The organism is Burkholderia gladioli (genome assembly GCF_000959725.1).
Taxonomy (GTDB): Bacteria; Pseudomonadota; Gammaproteobacteria; order Burkholderiales; family Burkholderiaceae; genus Burkholderia; species Burkholderia gladioli.
This window is the reverse complement of the sequence record NZ_CP009323.1, coordinates 743,296-763,630: the sequence shown is the minus strand read 5'-3', so window position 1 is coordinate 763,630 and position 20,335 is coordinate 743,296. Positions and strand designations below refer to the sequence as shown.

The 20,335-nt window shown below is 66.9% G+C and carries 20 protein-coding genes; 13 read left to right on the top strand and 7 right to left on the bottom strand.

The annotated features are described in order from the left end of the window. Window positions 1–74 precede the first annotated feature (74 nt). From purN to nadC, 6 genes are all read left to right on the top strand, one after another. Window positions 75–734, top strand: coding sequence for a phosphoribosylglycinamide formyltransferase (purN, locus tag BM43_RS20320; protein WP_017918714.1), 660 nt, complete (start codon window positions 75–77; stop codon window positions 732–734). Then, entirely contained in the window at window positions 731–2,125 is a 1,395-nt protein-coding gene (locus tag BM43_RS20315; RefSeq protein WP_036049484.1) for an RsmB/NOP family class I SAM-dependent RNA methyltransferase, read from the top strand. Before purN ends, BM43_RS20315 begins: the two co-directional genes overlap by 4 nt. A gap of 14 nt (window positions 2,126–2,139) precedes the next feature. Then, on the top strand, window positions 2,140–3,489 hold the full coding sequence (locus BM43_RS20310; RefSeq protein ID WP_036049486.1) for a mechanosensitive ion channel family protein: 1,350 nt from the start codon (window positions 2,140–2,142) through the stop codon (window positions 3,487–3,489). 221 nt (window positions 3,490–3,710) lie between these two features. Beyond that, window positions 3,711–4,907 carry a DesA family fatty acid desaturase gene (locus BM43_RS20305; RefSeq protein WP_013699134.1) on the top strand — a complete coding sequence of 399 codons (1,197 nt, stop codon included), beginning with the start codon at window positions 3,711–3,713 and terminating at the stop codon, window positions 4,905–4,907. 119 nt (window positions 4,908–5,026) lie between these two features. Continuing rightward, complete coding sequence (gene nadA / locus BM43_RS20300) at window positions 5,027–6,154, top strand: quinolinate synthase NadA (protein ID WP_013699133.1); 1,128 nt, start codon at window positions 5,027–5,029, stop codon at window positions 6,152–6,154. After that, window positions 6,151–7,032 (top strand): carboxylating nicotinate-nucleotide diphosphorylase, encoded by an 882-nt coding sequence (nadC, locus tag BM43_RS20295; protein ID WP_036049489.1) that lies wholly within the window; start codon window positions 6,151–6,153, stop codon window positions 7,030–7,032. The genes nadA and nadC overlap by 4 nt, the downstream gene beginning before the upstream one ends. A 131-nt stretch (window positions 7,033–7,163) precedes the next feature. Here nadC and nadB read toward each other — a convergent pair whose 3' ends face one another. From nadB to radC, 4 genes are all read right to left on the bottom strand, one after another. Further along, window positions 7,164–8,744 (bottom strand): L-aspartate oxidase, encoded by a 1,581-nt coding sequence (gene nadB, locus BM43_RS20290; protein ID WP_013699131.1) that lies wholly within the window; start codon window positions 8,742–8,744, stop codon window positions 7,164–7,166. Between the two features lie 218 nt (window positions 8,745–8,962). Then, the gene (gene rpmG / locus BM43_RS20285) at window positions 8,963–9,130 is read right to left on the bottom strand and encodes a 50S ribosomal protein L33 (protein ID WP_007180630.1); all 168 of its coding nucleotides are present in this window, start codon (window positions 9,128–9,130) and stop codon (window positions 8,963–8,965) included. A 17-nt stretch (window positions 9,131–9,147) separates the two neighbouring features. Beyond that, complete coding sequence (gene rpmB / locus BM43_RS20280; RefSeq protein WP_004186391.1) at window positions 9,148–9,381, bottom strand: 50S ribosomal protein L28; 234 nt, start codon at window positions 9,379–9,381, stop codon at window positions 9,148–9,150. A 266-nt stretch (window positions 9,382–9,647) separates the two neighbouring features. Then, on the bottom strand, window positions 9,648–10,496 hold the full coding sequence (gene radC, locus BM43_RS20275; RefSeq protein ID WP_036049491.1) for a RadC family protein: 849 nt from the start codon (window positions 10,494–10,496) through the stop codon (window positions 9,648–9,650). 134 nt (window positions 10,497–10,630) lie between these two features. Between radC and BM43_RS20270 the strand changes: the two genes are divergently transcribed. The 7 genes from BM43_RS20270 (at window position 10,631) to BM43_RS20240 (ending at window position 17,132) form a co-directional block, all read left to right on the top strand. After that, entirely contained in the window at window positions 10,631–11,086 is a 456-nt protein-coding gene (locus tag BM43_RS20270) for an FKBP-type peptidyl-prolyl cis-trans isomerase (RefSeq protein WP_013699129.1), read from the top strand. Between the two features lie 2 nt (window positions 11,087–11,088). Beyond that, on the top strand, window positions 11,089–12,069 hold the full coding sequence (ispH, locus tag BM43_RS20265; protein ID WP_013699128.1) for a 4-hydroxy-3-methylbut-2-enyl diphosphate reductase: 981 nt from the start codon (window positions 11,089–11,091) through the stop codon (window positions 12,067–12,069). 153 nt (window positions 12,070–12,222) lie between these two features. Beyond that, the gene (locus tag BM43_RS20260; protein ID WP_144417683.1) at window positions 12,223–13,272 is read left to right on the top strand and encodes a hypothetical protein; all 1,050 of its coding nucleotides are present in this window, start codon (window positions 12,223–12,225) and stop codon (window positions 13,270–13,272) included. Between the two features lie 212 nt (window positions 13,273–13,484). Then, window positions 13,485–14,435, top strand: coding sequence for a branched-chain amino acid ABC transporter permease (locus BM43_RS20255; protein ID WP_013699127.1), 951 nt, complete (start codon window positions 13,485–13,487; stop codon window positions 14,433–14,435). Between the two features lie 10 nt (window positions 14,436–14,445). Further along, a complete protein-coding gene (locus tag BM43_RS20250) occupies window positions 14,446–15,618 on the top strand; it encodes an ABC transporter permease subunit (protein ID WP_036049496.1) in 1,173 nt (390 codons plus the stop codon). 24 nt (window positions 15,619–15,642) lie between these two features. After that, the gene (locus BM43_RS20245; protein ID WP_013699125.1) at window positions 15,643–16,416 is read left to right on the top strand and encodes an ABC transporter ATP-binding protein; all 774 of its coding nucleotides are present in this window, start codon (window positions 15,643–15,645) and stop codon (window positions 16,414–16,416) included. Next, complete coding sequence (locus tag BM43_RS20240) at window positions 16,416–17,132, top strand: ABC transporter ATP-binding protein (protein WP_013699124.1); 717 nt, start codon at window positions 16,416–16,418, stop codon at window positions 17,130–17,132. The genes BM43_RS20245 and BM43_RS20240 overlap by 1 nt, the downstream gene beginning before the upstream one ends. Before the next feature lie 140 nt (window positions 17,133–17,272). Here the strand turns inward: BM43_RS20240 and BM43_RS20235 are convergent, their stop codons facing one another. The 3 genes from BM43_RS20235 to BM43_RS20225 form a co-directional block, all read right to left on the bottom strand. Further along, window positions 17,273–17,728: a GNAT family acetyltransferase gene (locus BM43_RS20235; RefSeq protein ID WP_036049498.1), complete on the bottom strand. Its 456-nt coding sequence runs from the start codon at window positions 17,726–17,728 to the stop codon at window positions 17,273–17,275. Window positions 17,729–17,747: 19 nt separating this feature from the next. Further along, on the bottom strand, window positions 17,748–18,932 hold the full coding sequence (locus BM43_RS20230; RefSeq protein WP_025098159.1) for an acetylornithine transaminase: 1,185 nt from the start codon (window positions 18,930–18,932) through the stop codon (window positions 17,748–17,750). Between the two features lie 348 nt (window positions 18,933–19,280). Further along, on the bottom strand, window positions 19,281–20,312 hold the full coding sequence (locus tag BM43_RS20225; RefSeq protein ID WP_036049502.1) for a CDP-6-deoxy-delta-3,4-glucoseen reductase: 1,032 nt from the start codon (window positions 20,310–20,312) through the stop codon (window positions 19,281–19,283). Window positions 20,313–20,335 lie beyond the last annotated feature (23 nt).

Genomic DNA, 20,335 nt, shown 5'->3' with positions numbered 1-20,335 from the left:
AGATTATAAACGGTTCGGGGCGATGGGCGGCTCGGCGGCCGGGAAACGGTGGTCCCGAATGCTAAAATCCGCGGATGAAAAATCTTGTCATCCTGATTTCAGGCCGCGGCAGCAACATGGAGGCCATCGTCGACGCCTGCGCGCGCGACGCCTGGCCGGCCCGCGTGGCCGCCGTGATCGCGAACCGGCCCGAGGCGGCCGGTTTGTCGTTCGCGGCCGAGCGCGGGATCGCGACGGCCGTCGTCGACCATCGCGAGCACGACGGCCGCGAGGCCTTCGACGCCGCGCTGGCCGCCGAGATCGAGCGTTTCGCGCCCGATCTGGTGGTGCTGGCCGGCTTCATGCGGATCCTCACGCCCGGCTTCGTGTCGCGTTTCGAGGGCCGGATGCTGAACGTCCATCCCTCGCTGCTGCCCAGTTTCAAGGGCATGCGCACGCACGAGGCGGCGCTGGCCGCCGGCGTGGCCCTGCACGGCGCCACCGTGCATTTCGTGATCCCGGAGCTCGACAGCGGCGCGATCGTCGCGCAGGCGGCGGTGCCGGTGCGCGAGGGCGACACGCCCGAGACGCTGGCCGCGCGCGTGCTCGAGGCCGAGCATGTGCTCTATCCGCGCGCGGTGCGCTGGTTCGTCGAGGGGCAATTGCGGCTCGAGGCGGGGCGCGCGGTGCTGGCCGACGGCACCTGCCGCTGGCTGGTCGCGGATGACAACAACAAACAGGGTGAGGGTGTATGAAGCTGCATGGTTTTCTGATTGGCCAGACCGAGACGCTGCTCGGCGACGTACTGAAATTCGCGGGCCCGGCCGATGCGACCACGAGCCGGTTCTTCCGCGCGCATCCCAAGCTCGGCCATGCCGAGCGTGGCGTGATCGCCGAGGCGGTGTTCGCGGTGCTGCGCCGGAAGATGGAATACGCGCACCTGGCCGAGAGCGGCACCGGCACGCCGGCGCGCCGCCTGACCCTGCTGGGGCTGATGCAGACGGCGGGCCGCTCGGCGCTCAAGCCCCATGTGTCCGAGGCCGAATGGTCCTGGCTCGACCACGTCGCCAAGATCGACCCGGCCAGCCTGCCGCTGCGCGTGCGCACCAACCTGCCCGACTGGATCCACCAGGCGCTGTCGCAGCGCTTCGATGCCGACGGGCTCGCGCAGTTCGCGGCCGCGGTCAACTACCCGGCGCCGCTGGACCTGCGCGTGAACGTGCAGAAGGCCACCCGCGACCAGGTGCTCGACGCGCTCAAGGCCTCCGGCATCGAGGCCGGCGAGACCCCGTTCGCGCCGAACGGCGTGCGCGTGATCGGCAAGCCGGCCCTGACCAAGCTGTCGATCTTCCAGGACGGCCTGATCGAGGTGCAGGACGAGGGCAGCCAGCTGCTCTGCTCGCTGATGGCGCCGCGCCGCGGCGAGATGGTGGTCGACTTCTGCGCCGGCGCGGGCGGCAAGACCCTGGCGCTGGGCGCGGCGATGCGCTCGACCGGGCGCCTCTATGCCTTCGACGTGTCCGAGAAGCGCCTGGCCAAGCTCAAGCCGCGCCTGGCGCGCAGCGGGCTGTCCAACGTCAACCCGGTGCTGATCGACAGCGAGCACGACGCCAAGATCAAGCGACTGGCCGGCAAGATCGACCGCGTGCTGGTCGACGCGCCCTGCAGCGGCCTGGGCACGCTGCGCCGCAATCCCGACCTCAAGTGGCGCCAGACGCGCGACTCGATCGAGGAACTCGCGCCCAAGCAGGGCTCGATCCTCGCCAGCGCCGCGCGCCTGGTGAAGCCGGGCGGCCGCCTGGTTTACGCGACCTGCAGCGTGCTGGAGGCGGAGAACGAGGCGATCGTCGTGCAGTTCCTCGCCGCGCATCCCGACTTCGTGCTGGTGCCGGCCAACAAGGTGCTGGCCGAGCAGCGCATCGCGCTCGATACCGGCGATTACCTGTCGCTGTGGCCGCATCGCCATGCCACCGACGGTTTCTTCGCGGCCGTGCTGGAGCGGCGCGCGAAGCCGGCCAAGCCGGCTGCCGCCAAGGCCGGCGCCGAGGCGGCGGCCCCCGCCGACGCGGCCGAAGCCGTCGAAGCCAAGGCCGTCGAAGCCAAGGCCGACGCCGCAGGTGCGGAAGCGGCCGACGAGGCGAGCTGATCGCGGGCGGCGCCATGCAGGATCCGCTGCTGTCGAAACGGCTGGCCGGCGTCGCGCGCGACTTCGGCCAGCCGGTGATGATCTGGCAGCTCGCGGTGCTGGCCGGCACGCTCGCGCTGGCCTGGCTGCTGGCGCGCTGGCTGCGTTCGCGCATCGAGGCGCGCCGGCGTGCCGCGGGCCGCGCTCCCGGTACCGGCGCGAGCAGCCTCGACCGGGCGCTGTTCCCGCTGGCCGGCGGCGTGTTGCTGCTGGTCGCGCAGGAGGTCGGCGAGCGCTTCTTCTCCACCTCGCTGCTGCAGCTCGCGCTGGTGCCCCTCTTCGGCATCGCGCTGATCTACCTGCTGTTCTCGGTCGCGCGCCGCGCCTTCGCCCGTGACGGCGATACCCACGCCTGGCTGTCGATCATCGAGAAGCTGGTCTCGGTGCTGGTGTGGGTGGCGATGGTGCTCACCGTGCTCGGCATCCAGCGCGACGTGGTCGATTGGCTCGACGGCGTGCGCTTCCATGTCGGCAGCGCTCACCTGAGCCTGCTCTCGCTGCTGTCGGGCTGCTTGTGGATCTGCGTCACCCTGGTGGTGGCGATGTGGCTCGGCTCGCTGCTGGAGGACCGCCTGTCGCGTGCCGCGACGCTCGACGCCAACCTCAAGGTGGTGCTGTCGCGGGTCGGCCGCGCGCTGCTGGTGGTGGCGGCGGTGCTGATCGGGCTCTCGCTGGTCGGCATCGACGTGACCGTGCTCGGCGTGTTCGGCGGCGCGCTCGGCGTGGGGCTCGGTTTTGGCCTGCAGAAAATCGCCAGCAACTACGTGTCGGGCTTCATCATCCTGCTCGACCGCTCGCTCAGGCTCGGCGACGCGATCGACGTGGGCGGCCTGCAGGGCATCGTCACCCAGATCCGCACTCGCTACACGGTGGTGCGCGGGCTGGACGGCTACGAGAAGCTGATCCCGAACGAGAAGCTGATCACCGACGTGGTGCAGAACCAGTCCTCGTTCCAGACTCGCGGCTACGCCAAGGTGGCGGTGCGCATCGCCTACAGCAGCGACGTGGAGGCGGCGCTGGCGTTGCTGGCCGAGGCGGCGAAGGATGTCGAGCGGGTGCTCGAGGACCCGGCGCCGGCGCCCTACCTGGTGGGTTTCGGCACCGACGGCATCGAGCTCGAACTGGGCTTCTGGATCGCCGATGCCGCGCGCGGCACCTCGGGCGTGCGCTCGGCGGTGAATCGCAAGCTGTGGCGGCTGTTCGGCGAGCACGGCATATCGGTGCCGCTGCCGCAGCGCGAGTTGCGCATCGTCGGGCAGGGCCCGGCGGCGAGCGCAGAAATCGGGGCGAATGGGGCGCGATCGGGCCCGGCGCCGGGCACTTGAAGCGGCCCTTTTTCCGTTTGTCGGGCCGCGAATGGACTGCTTCGCCGGGCTAGTCCGGCGTTGGACGCGAAGCCCCTTGCGCCATAGCAACAATCATTCATTTTTGACAGTTGCCCGGAACGGATACAGTAAAATTTCGTCTACACACGGTATGCTTTCATTTTTATGACGTCGGCGCGCGGTCCTGACCGGCGCCGTCTCTGAATTACAGGTAACCTGCCTTGCTGAATTCTGTGCTCGACTTCCTGGCCCACGGGCTGCTGCATTTCTCGTGGTGGCAGATCGTTCTGGCCACGCTTGTGGCCACGCACGTCACGATCGTCTCCGTCACCATCTATCTCCATCGCTGTCAGGCGCATCGCGCGCTCGACCTGCATCCGGCCGTCAGCCACTTCTTCCGGCTGTGGCTGTGGATGTCCACCGGCATGCTGACCGGCCAGTGGGCGGCCATCCATCGAAAGCACCACGCCAAGTGCGAGACCGAAGAGGATCCGCACAGCCCGCAGACGCGCGGCATCTGGAAAGTGCTGCTCGAAGGCGCCGAGCTCTATCGCGCCGAAGCCAAGAACGAGGAAACGCTGCGCAAGTTCAGCCACGGCACGCCGAACGACTGGATCGAGCGCAACGTCTACTCGAAGTACACGATCCTCGGCGTGAGCCTGATGATGGTGATCGACGTCGCGCTGTTCGGTATCGTCGGCCTGTCGGTCTGGGCCGTGCAGATGATCTGGATCCCGTTCTGGGCGGCCGGCGTGGTCAACGGCCTCGCGCACTTCTGGGGCTATCGCAACTTCAACTCGGCCGATGCGAGCACGAACCTGATTCCCTGGGGCATCGTGATCGGCGGCGAGGAAATGCACAACAACCACCACACCTTCGCCACCTCGGCGAAGTTCTCGAACAAGTGGTACGAGTTCGACATCGGCTGGATGTACATCCGCATCCTGTCGGCGTTCAAGCTCGCCAAGGTCAAGAAGATCGCGCCCACGCCGCGCCTGGTGGCACGCAAGGCCGTGGTCGACCAGGAAACGCTGCAGGCCGTGCTGTCGAACCGCTACGAAGTGATGGCGAACTACGGCAAGGCACTGAAGCGCGCCTACCGCCAGGAGCTCGCGCACCTGAAGGAGCTCGGTTCGAGCGAGAAGTACCAACTGCTGCGCGGCGCCCGCTCCTGGTTCCACAAGGACGAAGAGGGCCTGAACGAGCCGCAGAAGCGCCTGCTGCCCGAGATCTTCGCCAACAGCCAGAAGATGCATACCTACTTCCAGCTGCGCCAGGACCTGGCCTCGATGTGGGACCGTTCGAACGCTTCGCGCGAACAGCTGCTGGCCCAATTGCAGGACTGGTGCCATCGTGCCGAACAAAGCGGCATCAAGGCGCTGCAGGAGTTCGCGACGCGTCTGCGCCGCTACGCCTGATCTGAAATCGATTAGAATTTCGGAACGTCACAAACCCCGCGCTGGCGGGGTTTTTTCTTTTGTGCCGCCGCTTTCGCGCGGCGGCCGATCGGCAGCGCGAAGGAGCAGAGGAGAGGAAGATGCAAGCCGCGATCAAACCCGTCGAATACGACCGGCCGGGTGCCGTGTGCGGAGTCGGGCAGGCTTGGGCCAAGGTGCCCGACAGCCCGTCCGCGGTGGAGCGCGCAGCGCTCAAGGCACGCATCAAGGCGCTGCTGGAGCGCGAGAAGGCCGTGCTCGTCGCGCACTATTACGTCGATGCCGAATTGCAGGAGCTGGCCGACGAGACTGGCGGCTGCGTGGCCGATTCGCTCGAGATGGCGCGCTTCGGTCGCGATCACGCGGCGCAGACGCTGGTGGTGGCCGGCGTGCGCTTCATGGGCGAGACGGCGAAGATCCTGAGCCCGGACAAGCGCATCCTGATGCCCGATCTCGATGCCACCTGCTCGCTCGACCTCGGCTGCCCCGTCGACGACTTCTCGGCTTTCTGCGATGCGCATCCGGATCGCAAGGTGGTGGTGTATGCCAACACCAGCGCGGCCGTGAAGGCGCGCGCGGACTGGATGGTCACCTCCTCGATCGGCCTGGAGATCGTGGCCGACCTGCATGCGCGCGGCGAGAAGCTGATCTGGGCGCCGGACCGGCACCTCGGCAGCTATATCCAGAAGAAGACCGGCGCCGACATGCTGATGTGGCAGGGCTCCTGCCTGGTGCACGACGAATTCAAGGGCATCGAGCTCGACCTGTTGCGCGCCGAGCATCCGGACGCGAAGGTGCTGGTGCATCCGGAATCGCCCGAGAACGTGGTGGCGCTGGCCGACGTGGTCGGCTCGACCACCCAGCTGATCGACGCGGCCGTCAAGCTCGACGCGCAACGCTTCATCGTCGCGACCGACCTCGGCATCCTGCACAAGATGCAGCTCGCGGCGCCCGGCAAGACCTTCATCGCCGCGCCGACGGCCGGCAACAGCGCGACATGCAAGAGCTGCGCGCATTGCCCCTGGATGGCGATGAACGGCCTGGCGAACCTGGCCGAGGTGCTGGAGCGCGGCCATAACGAAATCTTCGTCGATCGCGCGATCGGCGAGCGCGCGCGCCTGCCGATCGATCGCATGCTGGAATTCGCGGCCCAGCACAAGCGGCGCGTCCAGGCCAGCGGCGACCTGCAGCGCGATGCGCAGTTGTTCTCGAACGTGGGGGCGGCATGAGCACGGCGGTTTCCCCGATCTACCAGGACATCGTTGGCGAATACGGCGCGGCCTTCGAGGCCGCGATCGCGCGCAACGTCGCCGATGCGATCGCCGAGGACGTCGGCAGCGGCGACCAGACCGGCCGCCTGGTGCCCGACGGCCCGGCCCGCCTCGCGCGCATCATCGTGCGCGAGGACGCGGTGCTGTGCGGCGTGCCCTGGTTCGAAGCGGTGATGCGCTCGGTCGATCCGGCCATCGAGGTCAGCTGGTCCTATCGCGAAGGCGATCTGATGCGCGCCGACACCACCGTCTGCGAACTGCGGGGCCCGGCACGCGCGCTGCTGACGGCCGAGCGCAATGGCCTGAACTTCCTGCAGTTGCTTTCGGGCGTGGCCAGCGCCACGCGCCGCTACGTCGCGCTGATCGACGGCCATCGCGCGCGCATCCTCGACACGCGCAAGACGCTGCCGGGCCTGCGGCTCGCGCAGAAGTACGCGGTGCGCGTCGGCGGCGGCGCGAACCAGCGCCTGGCGCTGTACGACGGCATCCTGATCAAGGAGAACCATATCGCCGCGGCGGGCGGGGTCGGCGAGGCGCTCGACGCCGCCTTCGCGCTCGAGGCGGGCGTGCCCGTGCAGGTCGAGGTGGAGACGCTGGCCCAGCTCGACACGGCGCTCGCGCATGGTGCGAAATCGGTGCTGCTCGACAATTTCAGCTTCGAGATGATGCGCGAGGCGGTGCGTGTGACTGGCGGCCGGGCGGTGCTCGAGGTGTCGGGCGGGGTGAATGCCGAGACCGTGCGCGATATCGCCTCGACCGGCGTCGACCGGATCTCGATCGGCGCGCTGACCAAGGACGTACGCGCCACCGATTTCTCGATGCGGATCGTCGACTGAGATCGCGGGCGATGGTGGCGCGTGATGCGCCATCCTCGCTGGCTCGCCATCCCTGGAAACAACAAGGCCGCTTGCGGAAACCCTCCGCAAGCGGCCTTTGTCATTGACCGCGCCACGCGCTCGCGCGTCGCTCAGCGGCGCGGCGAGAGCACCGTCGGCAGCGCCTTCGGCAGCGTATCGGGCCAGTCGCGGCTGAAATGCAGGCCGCGGCTCTCGCGCCGCGAACGCGCGCTTTCGACGATCAGCGAGGCCACGTCGACCAGATTGCGCAGCTCCAGCAGATCCGGGCTGACGCGGAAGTTCGCGTAATACTCCTGGATCTCGTCGCGCAGCAGCTCGATGCGATGCTTGGCGCGCGCCAGCCGCTTGTCGGTACGCACGATGCCGACATAGTTCCACATCAGGCGGCGCAGTTCGTCCCAGTTGTGGGCGACCACCACTTCCTCGTCCGGATCCGACACGCGGCTTTCGTCCCAGGCGGGCAGGGCGTCGTGCGCGACGCGCTCGTAGCCGGCCGTCTCGATCGCCTCGGCGGCCGCGCGGCCGATCACCAGGCATTCGAGCAGGGAATTGCTGGCGAGCCGGTTGGCGCCGTGCAGGCCCGTGTACGAGGTCTCGCCGACCGCATAGAGCCCCGCCAGGTCGGTGCGCCCGGCCAGGTCGGTCACCACGCCGCCGCAGGTGTAGTGCGCGGCCGGCACCACGGGAATCGGCTGCTTGGCGATATCGATGCCGAATTCGAGGCAGCGCGCGTGGATGGTCGGGAAGTGCTCACGCAGGAAGGCCTCGGGCTGGTGGCTGATGTCGAGATAGACGCAGTCGATGCCGCGCTTCTTGATCTCGAAGTCGATCGCGCGTGCCACGATGTCGCGCGGCGCGAGTTCGGCGCGCGGATCGTGGGCCGGCATGAAGCGCGTGCCGTCCGGCAGCTTGAGCAGCCCGCCCTCGCCGCGCACCGCTTCCGAGATCAGGAAGGATTTCGCGTAGGGATGGTAGAGGCAGGTCGGATGGAACTGGATGAATTCCATGTTCGCGACGCGGCAGCCCGCGCGCGAAGCCATCGCGATGCCGTCGCCGGTCGCCGTGTCGGGGTTGGTGGTGTAGAGATAGACCTTGCCCGCGCCGCCGGTGGCCAGCACCGTGTGCGGCGCCTCGATGGTCACGGTCAGCCCGGTGCGCACATCGAGCGCGTAGAGGCCGACGCAGCGCCCGCCGGGCAGGCCGATCCGATCCGAGGTGATCAGGTCCACCGCGTGATGGTTTTCGAGGAAGGTGATGTTCGGATGCTTGCGTGCGCGCTCGCTCAGCGTCGCCAGCACGGCATGGCCGGTCGCGTCGGCCGCGTGGATGATGCGGCGATGGCTGTGGCCGCCCTCGCGCGTCAGGTGGAAGCCGAGTTCGGCCGCCGCGTCGCGCGTAAACGGCACGCCCTGCGAGATCAGCCATTCGATCGCCGCGCGGCCGTGCTCGACGATGAAGCGGGTGGTGGTCTCGTCGCACAAGCCGCCGCCGGCGATCAGCGTGTCGCTGACATGGTTCTCGACGCTGTCGGCCGAATCGAGCACCGCCGCGATGCCGCCCTGCGCGTAGTCGCTCGCGCCTTCCATCATCGATCGCTTCGCGATCAGCGCGACCTTGCGCGTCTGCGCCAGGTTCAACGCGACCGACAGACCGGCAAGACCGCTGCCGACGATCGCCACATCGAAATTCATCTTGCTTCTCCGTTTCCGCGCTGTCGTCCGCTGGCTTGCCTCGTGCCGGCGCGGCCTGGCAGAGGAAGGCAGAGCATACCGCGATCCATGTGGCAATGTGTCACGGCGAAGACAAAAAGACGGCGCCTGCGTGATGCGGCGCAGGGCCGGCGTGCGCGGAAAACAAAAAGCCCCGCGAGAGCGGGGCTTTTCGTGTCATCAGGCCAGGGAGGCGAAGATTACTTGATCTTCGTTTCCTTGTACTCGACGTGCTTGCGAACGACCGGATCGAACTTCTTGATCAACATCTTTTCCGGCATGTTGCGCTTGTTCTTGGTGGTCGTATAGAAGTGACCCGTGCCAGCGGTCGACTCCAGCTTGATCTTGTCGCGTGCGCCCTTCGCCATTTTCGTGCTCCTTGGACTTAGGCTTCGCCGCGTGCGCGCAGGTCAGCGAGCACGGAATCGATGCCGTTCTTGTCGATCAGGCGCAGGCCGGCGTTCGAGACGCGCAGACGCACCCAGCGGTTTTCGCTTTCCACCCAGAACCGGCGGTTTTGCAGATTCGGCAGGAAGCGACGCTTCGTTTTGTTGTTGGCGTGGGAAACGTTGTTGCCGCTCATCGGCGCTTTCCCAGTTACTTGGCATACGCGTGCCATGAGAGCACTCCTAATACGCTGAATTCGGGTTCAATCGCCGATGAAGTTTCTTCGCTCAACGACTGCGAACCGCTGCCGTCTTGGAAAGACCGAGCCACACTGGATGGCCAGACCTCTCGTCCCTTCTTTGGCTTCAGAACTGGTTGGAAAAAAGTCAGACGGCGATTCTAACAGAAAAAATTCTGGAAAATCAACCCAATTTCCGGTGTCGATCGACCGGGCCTGCCTGATGGACCCGACGCGGCGTCGCCTCGAACGGGGCCATATCAGAGCAGCCCCGCCTGGGCAAAGGAGAAGGTCTCGCTCTCGCCCACCACGATGTGATCGGTCAGCCGCACGTCGACCAGCGCGAGCGCGTCGCGCAGCAACTGCGTGAGACGACGGTCCTCGGCGCTGGGCCGGACCACGCCGGAGGGGTGATTATGCGCCACGATCAGCGCCGCCGCACCGGATTCCAGCGCGCGCCGCACGATTTCGCGCGGATAGACGGCCATCCGCGTGAGCGAGCCGATAGTGCTTTCCTCCAGTTCGAGCAGGCGGTGCTGGGCGTCCAGGTAGAGGCAGAGGAAGGTTTCGCGCCGGCGCGTGCCGATCTTCAGCCGCAGGTAGTCGCGCACGGCGCCCGGCGAATCGACCTGCGAGCGCGCGCGGGCGCGCTCCACCAGCGCGCGGCGCACCAGCTCGGTGGTGGCGATCAGTACCGCCGCGCGTGCCGCGGCAATACCTTCGACGGCCTGGATCTCGTGGTGCGGGGCGTCGAGCAGCGCGCGCAGCGAGCCGAATTTCTCGAGCACGCGCAGGGCGGTGTCGCCGCTGCGGCCGAAGCCGATCCCGTTGCCGATCAGCAGCGCGACCAGCTCCACGTCGGTGACCGCATCGGCGCCGCGCTGGAGCAGGCGTTCGCGGGGCAGGTTCTTGCACGCCTCCTTGCCCAGGCGCTTCTTATGCTTGCGAGGGGCGCCGGCTGAACCGGCCGGCGTCGCGACGGGCCTGGCGGCGGCCGACGCGATCGCCGTCAGGGCGGGCGCCGCCTCGGCGGCCCGTGCCGCCGGCGCGCAGAGGGATTCTGGCGATTCGGGCGCGTCATGGCACGCGCCGCTCGGATTCGAAGGCATCCGCTGTTCTCCGATGACGAGCGCGCAACACCGGGCGAGGCCGGCCGCGGGGCGACATTCCGCCCCGAGCGCTCAGGTGACTTACAATAGGGGTTTTGCGCTGTGCCGCCCGGCGGCGGACTGAACGAGTAAACATGAGCCTCATCGATATTTCAGAAGTGAAGCCCGGTTCCCACGTCACGCTTCATTACCGGCTTGCGCTCGCCGATGGTGCCGACATCGTCAACACCTTCGCCGACAAGCCGGCTACCCTGCTGCTTGGCGCCGGGCAACTCGCGCCGGCACTCGAGAACATTCTGCTCGGCCTGAAGTCGGGGCACCACTCGACCTTCCAGCTAGGGGCAGGCGAGGCCTTCGGTCCCCGCAATCCGGAGATGATCCAGCGCGTGTCGATGAAGACGCTGCGCGAGAACGGCATGGTCGGCGAGGATTTCACGCCCGGCGATCTGATCGAGTTCAATGCGCCTGACGGCGGCCGCTATGCGGGCGTGCTGAAGGAAGTGGGCGAGACCTCGGCGCTGTTCGACTTCAATCACCCGCTGGCGGGGCAGGCCATTACGTTCGAAGTGAAAATCATCGGGATTCTGTAACCATGAGCATTACCGATACGCTGTCCGGCCCGACCGTCGCGGCCGACGCCGAAATCCTGCTCGCCCAGCCGCGCGGCTTCTGCGCCGGCGTCGATCGCGCGATCGAGATCGTCGAGCGCGCGATCGCGATGCATGGCTCGCCGATCTACGTGCGTCACGAGATCGTGCACAACAAGTACGTGGTCGAGGATCTCAAGAAGAAGGGCGCGATCTTCGTCGAGGAACTCGAGGAAGTGCCCTCGGGCAACACCGTGATCTTCAGCGCGCACGGCGTGTCGAAGGCGGTGCGCGACGAAGCCGACGTGCGCGGCCTGCGCATCTACGACGCGACCTGCCCGCTGGTCACCAAGGTCCACGTCGAGGTCGCGAAGATGCGCCAGGACGGCGTCGACATCGTGATGATCGGCCACAAGGGCCACCCCGAGGTCGAGGGCACGATGGGCCAGGTCGAGCGCGGCATGCACCTGGTCGAGAGCGTCGAGGACGTGCTCGCGCTGGAGCTGCCCGATCCCGAGCGCGTCGCGCTGGTCACGCAGACCACCCTGTCGGTGGACGACGCGGCCGAGATCATCGCCGCGCTCAAGCGCAAGTTCCCCGCGATCCGCGAGCCGAAGAAGCAGGACATCTGCTACGCCACGCAGAACCGCCAGGACGCGGTCAAGTTCATGGCGCCCCAATGCGACGTGGTGATCGTGGTCGGCAGCCCGAACAGCTCGAACTCGAGCCGGCTGCGCGAGGTCGCGGAAAAGCGCGGCGTGGAAGCCTATATGGTCGATTCGCCGGACCAGATCAACCCGGCCTGGGTGGCCGGCAAGCGGCGCATCGGCGTGACGGCCGGCGCCTCGGCGCCCGAGGTGCTGGCCCAGGCCGTGATCGCGCGGCTGCGCGAGCTCGGCGTGCGCAACGTGCGCGCGCTCGAGGGCATCGAGGAAAATGTCTCGTTCCCGCTTCCGCGCGGGCTCAACCTGCCGCCCGCCGTCTAAGGTTCGATCCTTTTCATTCGTCGGATCAATTCCCCGATCCGATCGTCCCCCGACAAAGCGCGCCACTCGGCGCGCTTTTGTTTTGCCTTTCGGTTTCGCTTTCGCGCTTCGTTTTGCAACTGCTCGCTTCGCATAAGGTGCAACCCGGTTGCGATGATTTTGCGTCCATTTCATAAAAAAATGGTTGCAATGCAGGAAAACCCTGTCGAATCAGGAATATTGGTCGTCCTGAAATTGGAGTTACAATGCGCGCGTTTTCAGGCCGTAATGCATTGCAGACGAGGTTTTTGCAGTGTGCAGGAGACCGATTTAATGCAGCAGGAGTTGGCCGTTGCCCCCTCCGTGACAGGCAGGGTTGCAATCCTTCGCGCAGCGCGGGAACGGGGTACGGCGACGCGTGTCGGCGCGATGGTCATCGAGGTGGCTGGGCGCCGGCCGGATGACGAGCTTGGAGCTGGTCGCGGCGCGTCGAACGGGAAGCAGCACAACGGGAAGCAGAACGACAACGAGGTCTGTTTGGGGATCGAAGCAATGCATGCGCGTGGCCTGCGGGCCGCGCGGGTCCGCTCGGCGGACCCGGAATGGCCGGTGCCGATTGCAATGGGCATGCAAATTGCTGATTTGTCGGAGCGAAACGGAAGCTGCCGCGCGAGCCGCGCGGCGCATCAGGCCAGCCCGCTTCGGGCGCCCGGCATTCTTGGCGGTTTGGGTATTGTGCGGAATACGTTTTTCTTGAATCGTCCGGCCGACGCGGCAGCGCGGGCGGACGAGACGGCGGGCAGGATCGATGCACCGATGATGTGCGTCGCGATGCCCGTCTTCGGGGCGGGAATGTCCGGCGGCGCGATGCGCGGCGCCGGATCCGCCGCGATCGCGCCAGACGCGACGCGGCAAGCTCGCCACGCCGTCGATGCGTTCGCATCGGCGGCGGGCGGGTCGGCCGCCGGGCAGCAGGCCGGCGCCGCCGACATCAGGCCGACGCGGCGTGCCGCGCGGTCGTGCCGGAACGCGAGCCGGCAGGACGAGCGCATCGCAGCGCGCGCCACTCACCTCATGTCTGTTCCACGGGTTCCGTTCGCTCGCCGTCCGGCGGCGGGCGCTCGCTCGGGCGCGGACAGGCGGCAGGCGGCGTACCTGGGTGTAAGGATGCCTAACGACTTCATGGAGGCCAGGATTAACGTCCTCGATGTCGTGACGATGTAGCGACGGGACCCGTGACGGCACCGGAATCGTGCGGTGCCGTTTTTGTATCCGTTCCGGCGGCAGGCCGTGGTGTAGCAGCCACGCGAGGCGCGCCGGGACGTCATCACCCTTATCGGTATTTATTCGTACCCGCAGTGCCGTCGAGAGCGTGTATTCCTCGCCTACCCGCGTGGAGCAGCGTCTGTCGGACGGCACGGACCAAGGAGCTTTTAATGGATATTTTCGTCCAGCAGGTCATCAACGGGCTGGTGCTCGGCAGTGTGTACGCCATCATCGCGTTGGGCTACACGATGGTGTACGGCATTCTCGGCATCATCAACTTCGCGCACGGCGACGTGCTGATGATCGGCGCCATGGTGGCCCTGTCGGCGATCACGGTGCTGCAGAACCACTTCCCGGAACTGGGCAACGTCGCGACCCTGACGATCGGCCTGGTGATCGCCGCCGCGGTTTGCGCCGCGGTCGGCTTCACCATCGAGCGCGTGGCCTATCGGCCGCTGCGCCGCGCGCCTCGCCTGGCGCCGCTGATCACCGCGATCGGCGTGTCGATCCTGCTGCAGACGGCTGCCATGATGATCTGGTCGCGCAACCCGCTGCCGTTCCCGCAGCTGCTGTCGACCAATCCGCTCAACGTGATCCATCCGACCGACACCACGCCCGGCGCGGTGATCTCGCCGACTGAAATCGTGATCATCGCGGTGGCCTTCATCGTGATGGCGGGCCTGCTGCTGCTGGTGCATAAGACCAAGCTCGGCCGCGCCATGCGCGCCATCTCGGAGAACCCGAACAACGCCAGCCTGATGGGCGTGAACCCGAACTTCGTGATCTCGGCGACCTTCATGATCGGCTCGGCGCTGGCCGCGCTGGCCGGCGTGATGATCGCCTCGGAATACGGCAACGTGCACTTCTACATGGGCTTCATCCCCGGCATGAAGGCCTTCACCGCGGCGGTGCTGGGCGGTATCGGCAACCTTGGCGGCGCGATGGTGGGCGGCGTGCTGCTCGGCCTGATCGAACAGCTGGGCGCAGGCTACATCGGCAACCTGACGGGCGGCGTGTTCGGCTCGAACTACCAGGACGTGTTCGCGTTCGTGGTGCTGATCATCGTGCTGGTGTTCCGTCCGTCGGGCCTGCTCGGCGAACGTGTGGCCGATCGCGCATAAGGAGACCAAGATGACTTCCATTCAACCGATCGAAACCTCGACCACGCTCGTCGAAGAGCGCAACCCCGCCAAGACCCTGGCCATCGGCGTGGTGCTGGCGATCCTGGTCGCCGCCGCGCCGTTCGTGATCGGCGCGGCCGGCGGCAACTACTGGGTGCGCGTGCTGGACTTCGCGATGCTGTACGTGATGCTCGCGCTGGGCCTGAACGTGGTGGTCGGCTTCGCCGGCCTGCTCGACCTCGGCTACATCGCGTTCTACGCGGTGGGCGCCTACGTCGCCGCGCTGCTGACCTCGCCCCACCTGACCACGCAGTTCGCGTGGATCGCCGCGATGTTCCCGAACGGCCTGCATACGCCGTACTGGATCGTGGTGCCCTGCGCGATGGCGCTGGCCGCGCTGGCCGGCGTGCTGCTCGGCGCGCCGACGCTGCGCCTGCGCGGCGACTACCTGGCGATCGTCACGCTCGGCTTCGGTGAAATCGTGCGGATCTTCATGAACAACCTGGACCGCCCGGTGAACATCACCAACGGGCCGCAGGGGATCACGGGCGTCGCGCCGTTGCACATCGGCGGTTTCAACCTGTCGCAATCGCACACGCTGTTCGGCGTCACGATCACCTCGGTGTACCTGTACTACTACGTGTTCGTGATCTGCTCGCTGCTGGTGATCTGGGTCTGTACGCGCCTGCAGCATTCGCGCATCGGCCGCGCCTGGGCCGCGATCCGCGAGGACGAGATCGCCGCCAAGGCGATGGGCATCAACACCCGCAACGTCAAGCTGCTGGCCTTCGCGATGGGCGCCTCGTTCGGCGGCCTGTCGGGCTCGATGTTCGGCGCCTTCCAGGGCTTCGTGTCGCCGGAATCGTTCACCTTCTGGGAATCGATCGTGGTGCTGGCCTGCGTGGTGCTGGGCGGCATGGGCCACATCCCGGGCGTGATCCTCGGCGCGGTGCTGCTGGCGGTGTTCCCGGAAGTGCTGCGTTCCACCATGGGCCCGCTGCAGCATGCGCTGTTCGGCCATGAGATCGTCGATACCGAAGTGATCCGCCAGGCTCTCTATGGCCTCGCCATGGTGCTGATCATGCTGTACCGCTCGGAAGGCCTGTGGCCGGCGGCGAAGCATGAGGACAAGATCGCCAAGATCACGAAGCGCAACGGCAAGAAGGCCGCGGCTCGCGCCTAACGCACGCTTACGGAGAAACAAGCAATGAGCGAGAACATTCGACTGTCCGTGACGGGCGTCAACAAGCGCTTCGGTGGCCTGCAGGCGCTGTCGGACGTCGGCCTGAAGATCCGCGAGGGCGAGATCTACGGCCTGATCGGCCCGAACGGGGCCGGCAAGACCACCTTCTTCAACGTGATCACCGGCCTCTACACGCCCGATTCGGGCGAGTTCAAGCTGGACGGCACTGACTACACGCCGACCGCCGTGCACGAAGTGGCGAAGGCCGGCATTGCCCGGACCTTCCAGAACATCCGTCTGTTCGGCGGCATGACCGCGCTCGAGAACGTGATGGTCGGCCGCCACGTGCGGACCAGGCACGGCCTGCTCGGCGCGGTGTTCCAGACGCCCTCGGAGCGCCAGGAAGAGCGCGAGATCAAGGAGCGCGCGATCGAGCTGCTCGACTACGTGGGCGTGCTGCAATACGCCGACTACACCTCGCGCAACCTCTCCTACGGCCACCAGCGCCGCCTGGAGATCGCACGGGCGCTTGCGACCGATCCGAAGCTGCTCGCGCTCGACGAGCCGGCAGCCGGCATGAACGCGACCGAGAAGGTCGAGCTCACGCGCCTGCTCGACAAGATCCGCTCGGATGGCAAGACCATCCTGCTGATCGAGCACGACGTGAAGCTGGTGATGGGATTGTGCAACCGGATGACGGTGCTCGATTACGGCAAGGTGATCGCCGAGGGTCTGCCGCAGGACGTGCAGAAGGATCCGAAGGTGATTGAGGCATATCTCGGCGCAGGGGTGCACTGATGGCAGCGGCAATGTTGACGGTTACGGGCTTGCAGGTGAACTACGGCGGCATCCAGGCGGTGAAGGGTGTCGACATGGAGGTTCGCCAGGGCGAGCTGGTCACGCTGATCGGCGCCAATGGCGCGGGCAAGACCACCACCATGAAGGCGATCACGGGTCTCAAGCCGTTCTCGGCGGGCGACATTCTCTACGACGGCAAGTCGATCAAGGGCGTGCCCACCCACGAGCTGCTCAAGCGCGGCCTGGCGATGGTGCCGGAAGGCCGCGGGATCTTCGCGCGCATGTCGATCCTCGAGAACATGCAGATGGGCGCCTACCTGCGTACCGACAAGGAAGGCATCAAGAAGGACGTCGAGCGCATGTTCGGCTTCTTCCCGCGCCTGCGCGAGCGGGCCACGCAGTTCGCCGGCACGCTCTCGGGCGGCGAGCAGCAGATGCTGGCGATGGCGCGCGCGATCATCAGCAAGCCCAAGCTGCTGCTGCTCGACGAGCCCTCGATGGGCCTCTCGCCGATCATGGTCGAGAAGATCTTCGAGGTGGTGCGCGAGATCTCCAAGGAAGGCCTGACGGTGCTGCTGGTCGAGCAGAACGCGCGTCTCGCGCTGCAGGCGGCCGACCGCGGCTACGTGATGGACTCGGGCACGGTCACCATGACCGGCAATGCCCGGGACATGCTCGACGATCCGAAGGTGCGCGCCGCCTACCTGGGCGAATGACGCAATGAAGGCACGCGACGCCGGTCGACAGGCCGGTGTCGCGCGGCACATGAAAAAGCCGCCACGGTGATGAACCGTGGCGGCTTTTTTCGTCCGGGCGGCGGCCCCGCCAACACGGCCCGGCGCGGATCGGGATAGCCTCAGGCCGTCATCGGCAGCCGCTTGCCGAACGAGACCAGCGGCTCGACCTGGTAGCCGAGCGCCGCGTAGAAGCGGCAGGCCTCGTCGTTGTCCTGCAGTACCTGCAGGTTGATCTTGCGGCAGCCCAGGGCGGCGAGCTCGGCCTCGGCGTGCGCCATCATCGCGCGGCCGATGCCGAGCCGGCGCGCATCGTTGGCCACCGCGAACGAATAGAGCCAGCCGCGATGGCCGTCGTAGCCCGCCATCACGGTGCCCACCAGGCGCGCGCCGCGCAGCGCGACGAAGAGCAGCTCGGGCTGCGTGGCGAGCTTCATCTCGATCGCGAAGCGCGGATCTCGATGCGGCGCGCTGCGCTCCGAGTAGCTCGGGAAGGCCTCGATCCAGAGCGCGATCACCCGCTCGGTGTCGGCGCGCTCGAAGATCCGGATGCTCAGGTCCTCGTCGTCGGAATGCATGGCGGGCCTCGTCGTCCGATCAGAGCGTGTCGAGGATCGAGCGCAGCATCGCCATCATCTGGTCGATTTCCGCGTTCGTCACGTTCAGCGCCGGCATGAAGCGCAGCAGGTTCGGGCGCGCCGCGTTCAGCAGCAGGCCGTCCGGGCCCATGTCGCGCGCCTTCTCGACGATCTGCGGGCCGATGTCCTTGCCCAGCAGCAGGGCGCGCAGCAGGCCCTCGCCGCGCTCGCCCTCGAAGCCGCGTTCCTCCGACAGTTGCAGCAGGCTCTGCTTCAGGTAGTCGGCGCGCTCGCGCACGCTCTCGAGGAAGCCCGGCGCCACCAGTTGCGAGATCACCGAGTAGCCGGCGGCCGTCATCAGCGGGTTGCCGTTGTAGGTGCCCCCCTGGTCGCCGGCCTCGAACACCGCCACCTCGGCCTTGGCGAGCAGCGCGGCGAGCGGCACGCCGCTGCCGATGCCCTTGCCGAGCGTCATGATGTCCGGCTCGACGCCCGACAGCTCGTAGGCGAACAGCGTGCCGGCACGCCCGCAGCCGCTTTGCACCTCGTCGACGATCAGCAGCAGATTGTGCTTGCGGGTGAGCTCGCGCAGTTGCTGCATGAATTCGCGGGTGGCGGGAATCACGCCGCCTTCGCCCTGGATCGGCTCGAGCATCACGGCGACGGTCTTGCCGGTGATCAGCTTCTCGACCGAGGCGATGTCGTTGAGCTCGGCCTTCGGGAAGCCCGGCACCTGCGGCGCGTAGATCGTGTCCCAGCCGGGTTTGCCGCTGGCCGACATGGTGGCGAGGGTGCGGCCGTGGAAGCTGTGGTCGAAGGTGATGATTTCATAGGCGCCGTCCTTGAACTTGCGGCCCCACTTGCGCGCGAGCTTGATCGCGCCTTCGTTGGCCTCGGCGCCGCTGTTGGCGAAGAACACCTTGTCGAACACGCTGTGCTGCGTGAGCAGGCCGGCGAGCTTGGCCATCGGCTCGTTGTAGAAGGCCGGCGAGGGGTTCAGCAGGCGCTCGGCCTGGGTCTTCAGCGCCTCGACCACGCCGTCGTTGCAGTGGCCCAGGCTGTTGACCGCCCAACCCTGGATGAAATCCAGATAGCGCTTGCCGGTGTGATCGTAGAGCCAGGAACCCTTGCCGTGCGTGAACACGATGTCGGGGCGGTTCGTGATGTACATCAGCGAGTCGATCGGAAATTCGTTCAGAGGCATGGCGGCGAGCTCCAGCGGGTAGCGACAAGGGAAAAAAAGACAACAAAAAAGCCACGGAATGCCGTGGCTTGGTGGTTCGAACAGCTAGTGCGTAACGAAGAGGGGGTTACGCGTGCGTCCGTGACGAGCCGGCGGCAGCCATGAGGTGCGGCGAGCGGCGACGTCGGAGGGCGGACAGGAAGCGGTTCATGGCGCAAGCATACGGCATGACGCGGCAACAAGTAAACCGCTCGCTTGCGACAAACGAGTGTCGGCGCTGCATTTTCATGCCGGGCGCGACACCGGCCGGGCATGAAGATGCGGCGCGAGCGGGCGGTTCGGACCCAGGTCCGCCGCCCGCCGCGTGCCTCAGACGGCGTGGGCCAGGTCGGCCGCGCTGGTGAAGGAGTCCGCGTAGAACTCCTCGGCCGGCAACTGGTGGTGGGCAGTGAAATCGCGCTGGGCCGATTCGACCATCACCGGCGCGCCGCAGGCATAGACCTGGAAATCGGACAGGTCGGGCAGGTCCTCCACCACGGCGCGGTGCACGAAGCCGGTGCGGCCGGTCCAGGCGTCGTCGGCGTCGGGCTCGGAGAGCACCGGCACGAACCGGAAGTTCGGGATCTCGCGCGCCCATTGCTCGGCCAGCTCGAACAGGTAGAGGTCTTTCTTGCGGCGCGCGCCCCAGTACAGGCGCATCGGCCGCGTGAATCCGCGATGCCGCGCGTGTTCGACGATCGCCTTGATCGGCGCGAAGCCGGTGCCCGAGGCCAGCAGCACGATCGGCTTTTCCGAATCCTCGCGCAGGAAGAAGGTGCCGAGCGGCCCCTCGAAGCGCAGTATCTCGCGTTCCTTCATGGTGTTGAAGACGTGGTCGGTGAATTTGCCGCCGGGCAGGTGGCGGATATGCAGCTCGACCGGGCCTTCCTCGTGCGGCGCGCTGGCCATCGAGTAGCTGCGGCGCGAACCGTCCTTGAGGATGAACTCGATGTACTGGCCGGCCAGGTACTGCATGCGCTCGTTGGCCGGCAGCTGCAGCTTCAGCACGATCACGTCGTCGGCGCGCCGCTCGATCACGTTGACGCGGCAAGGCAGCTTCTTGACCTGCACGCCGTCGACGCCGGCGATCTCGCGCACGTCGATCTCGAGGTCGCACTGGGCGGTGGCGCAGCACAGCAGGGCCAGCCCGCGCGTGCGCTCGTCGTTGGACAGCGCCGAGGCCGCATGCGGGCGCTGCTCGACCTGCCCCTGGACGATCTGCCCCTTGCAGGAGCCGCAGGCGCCGTTCTTGCAGCCGTAAGGCAGATGCACGTTCTGGCGCAGCGCGGCTGCCAGCACGGTTTCGTCGGCCTCGACCTGGAACTGTCGACCGCTTTGCTTGAGGATTACGTTGAATGCCATAAGTCCATGAACCAAAAGTGGGG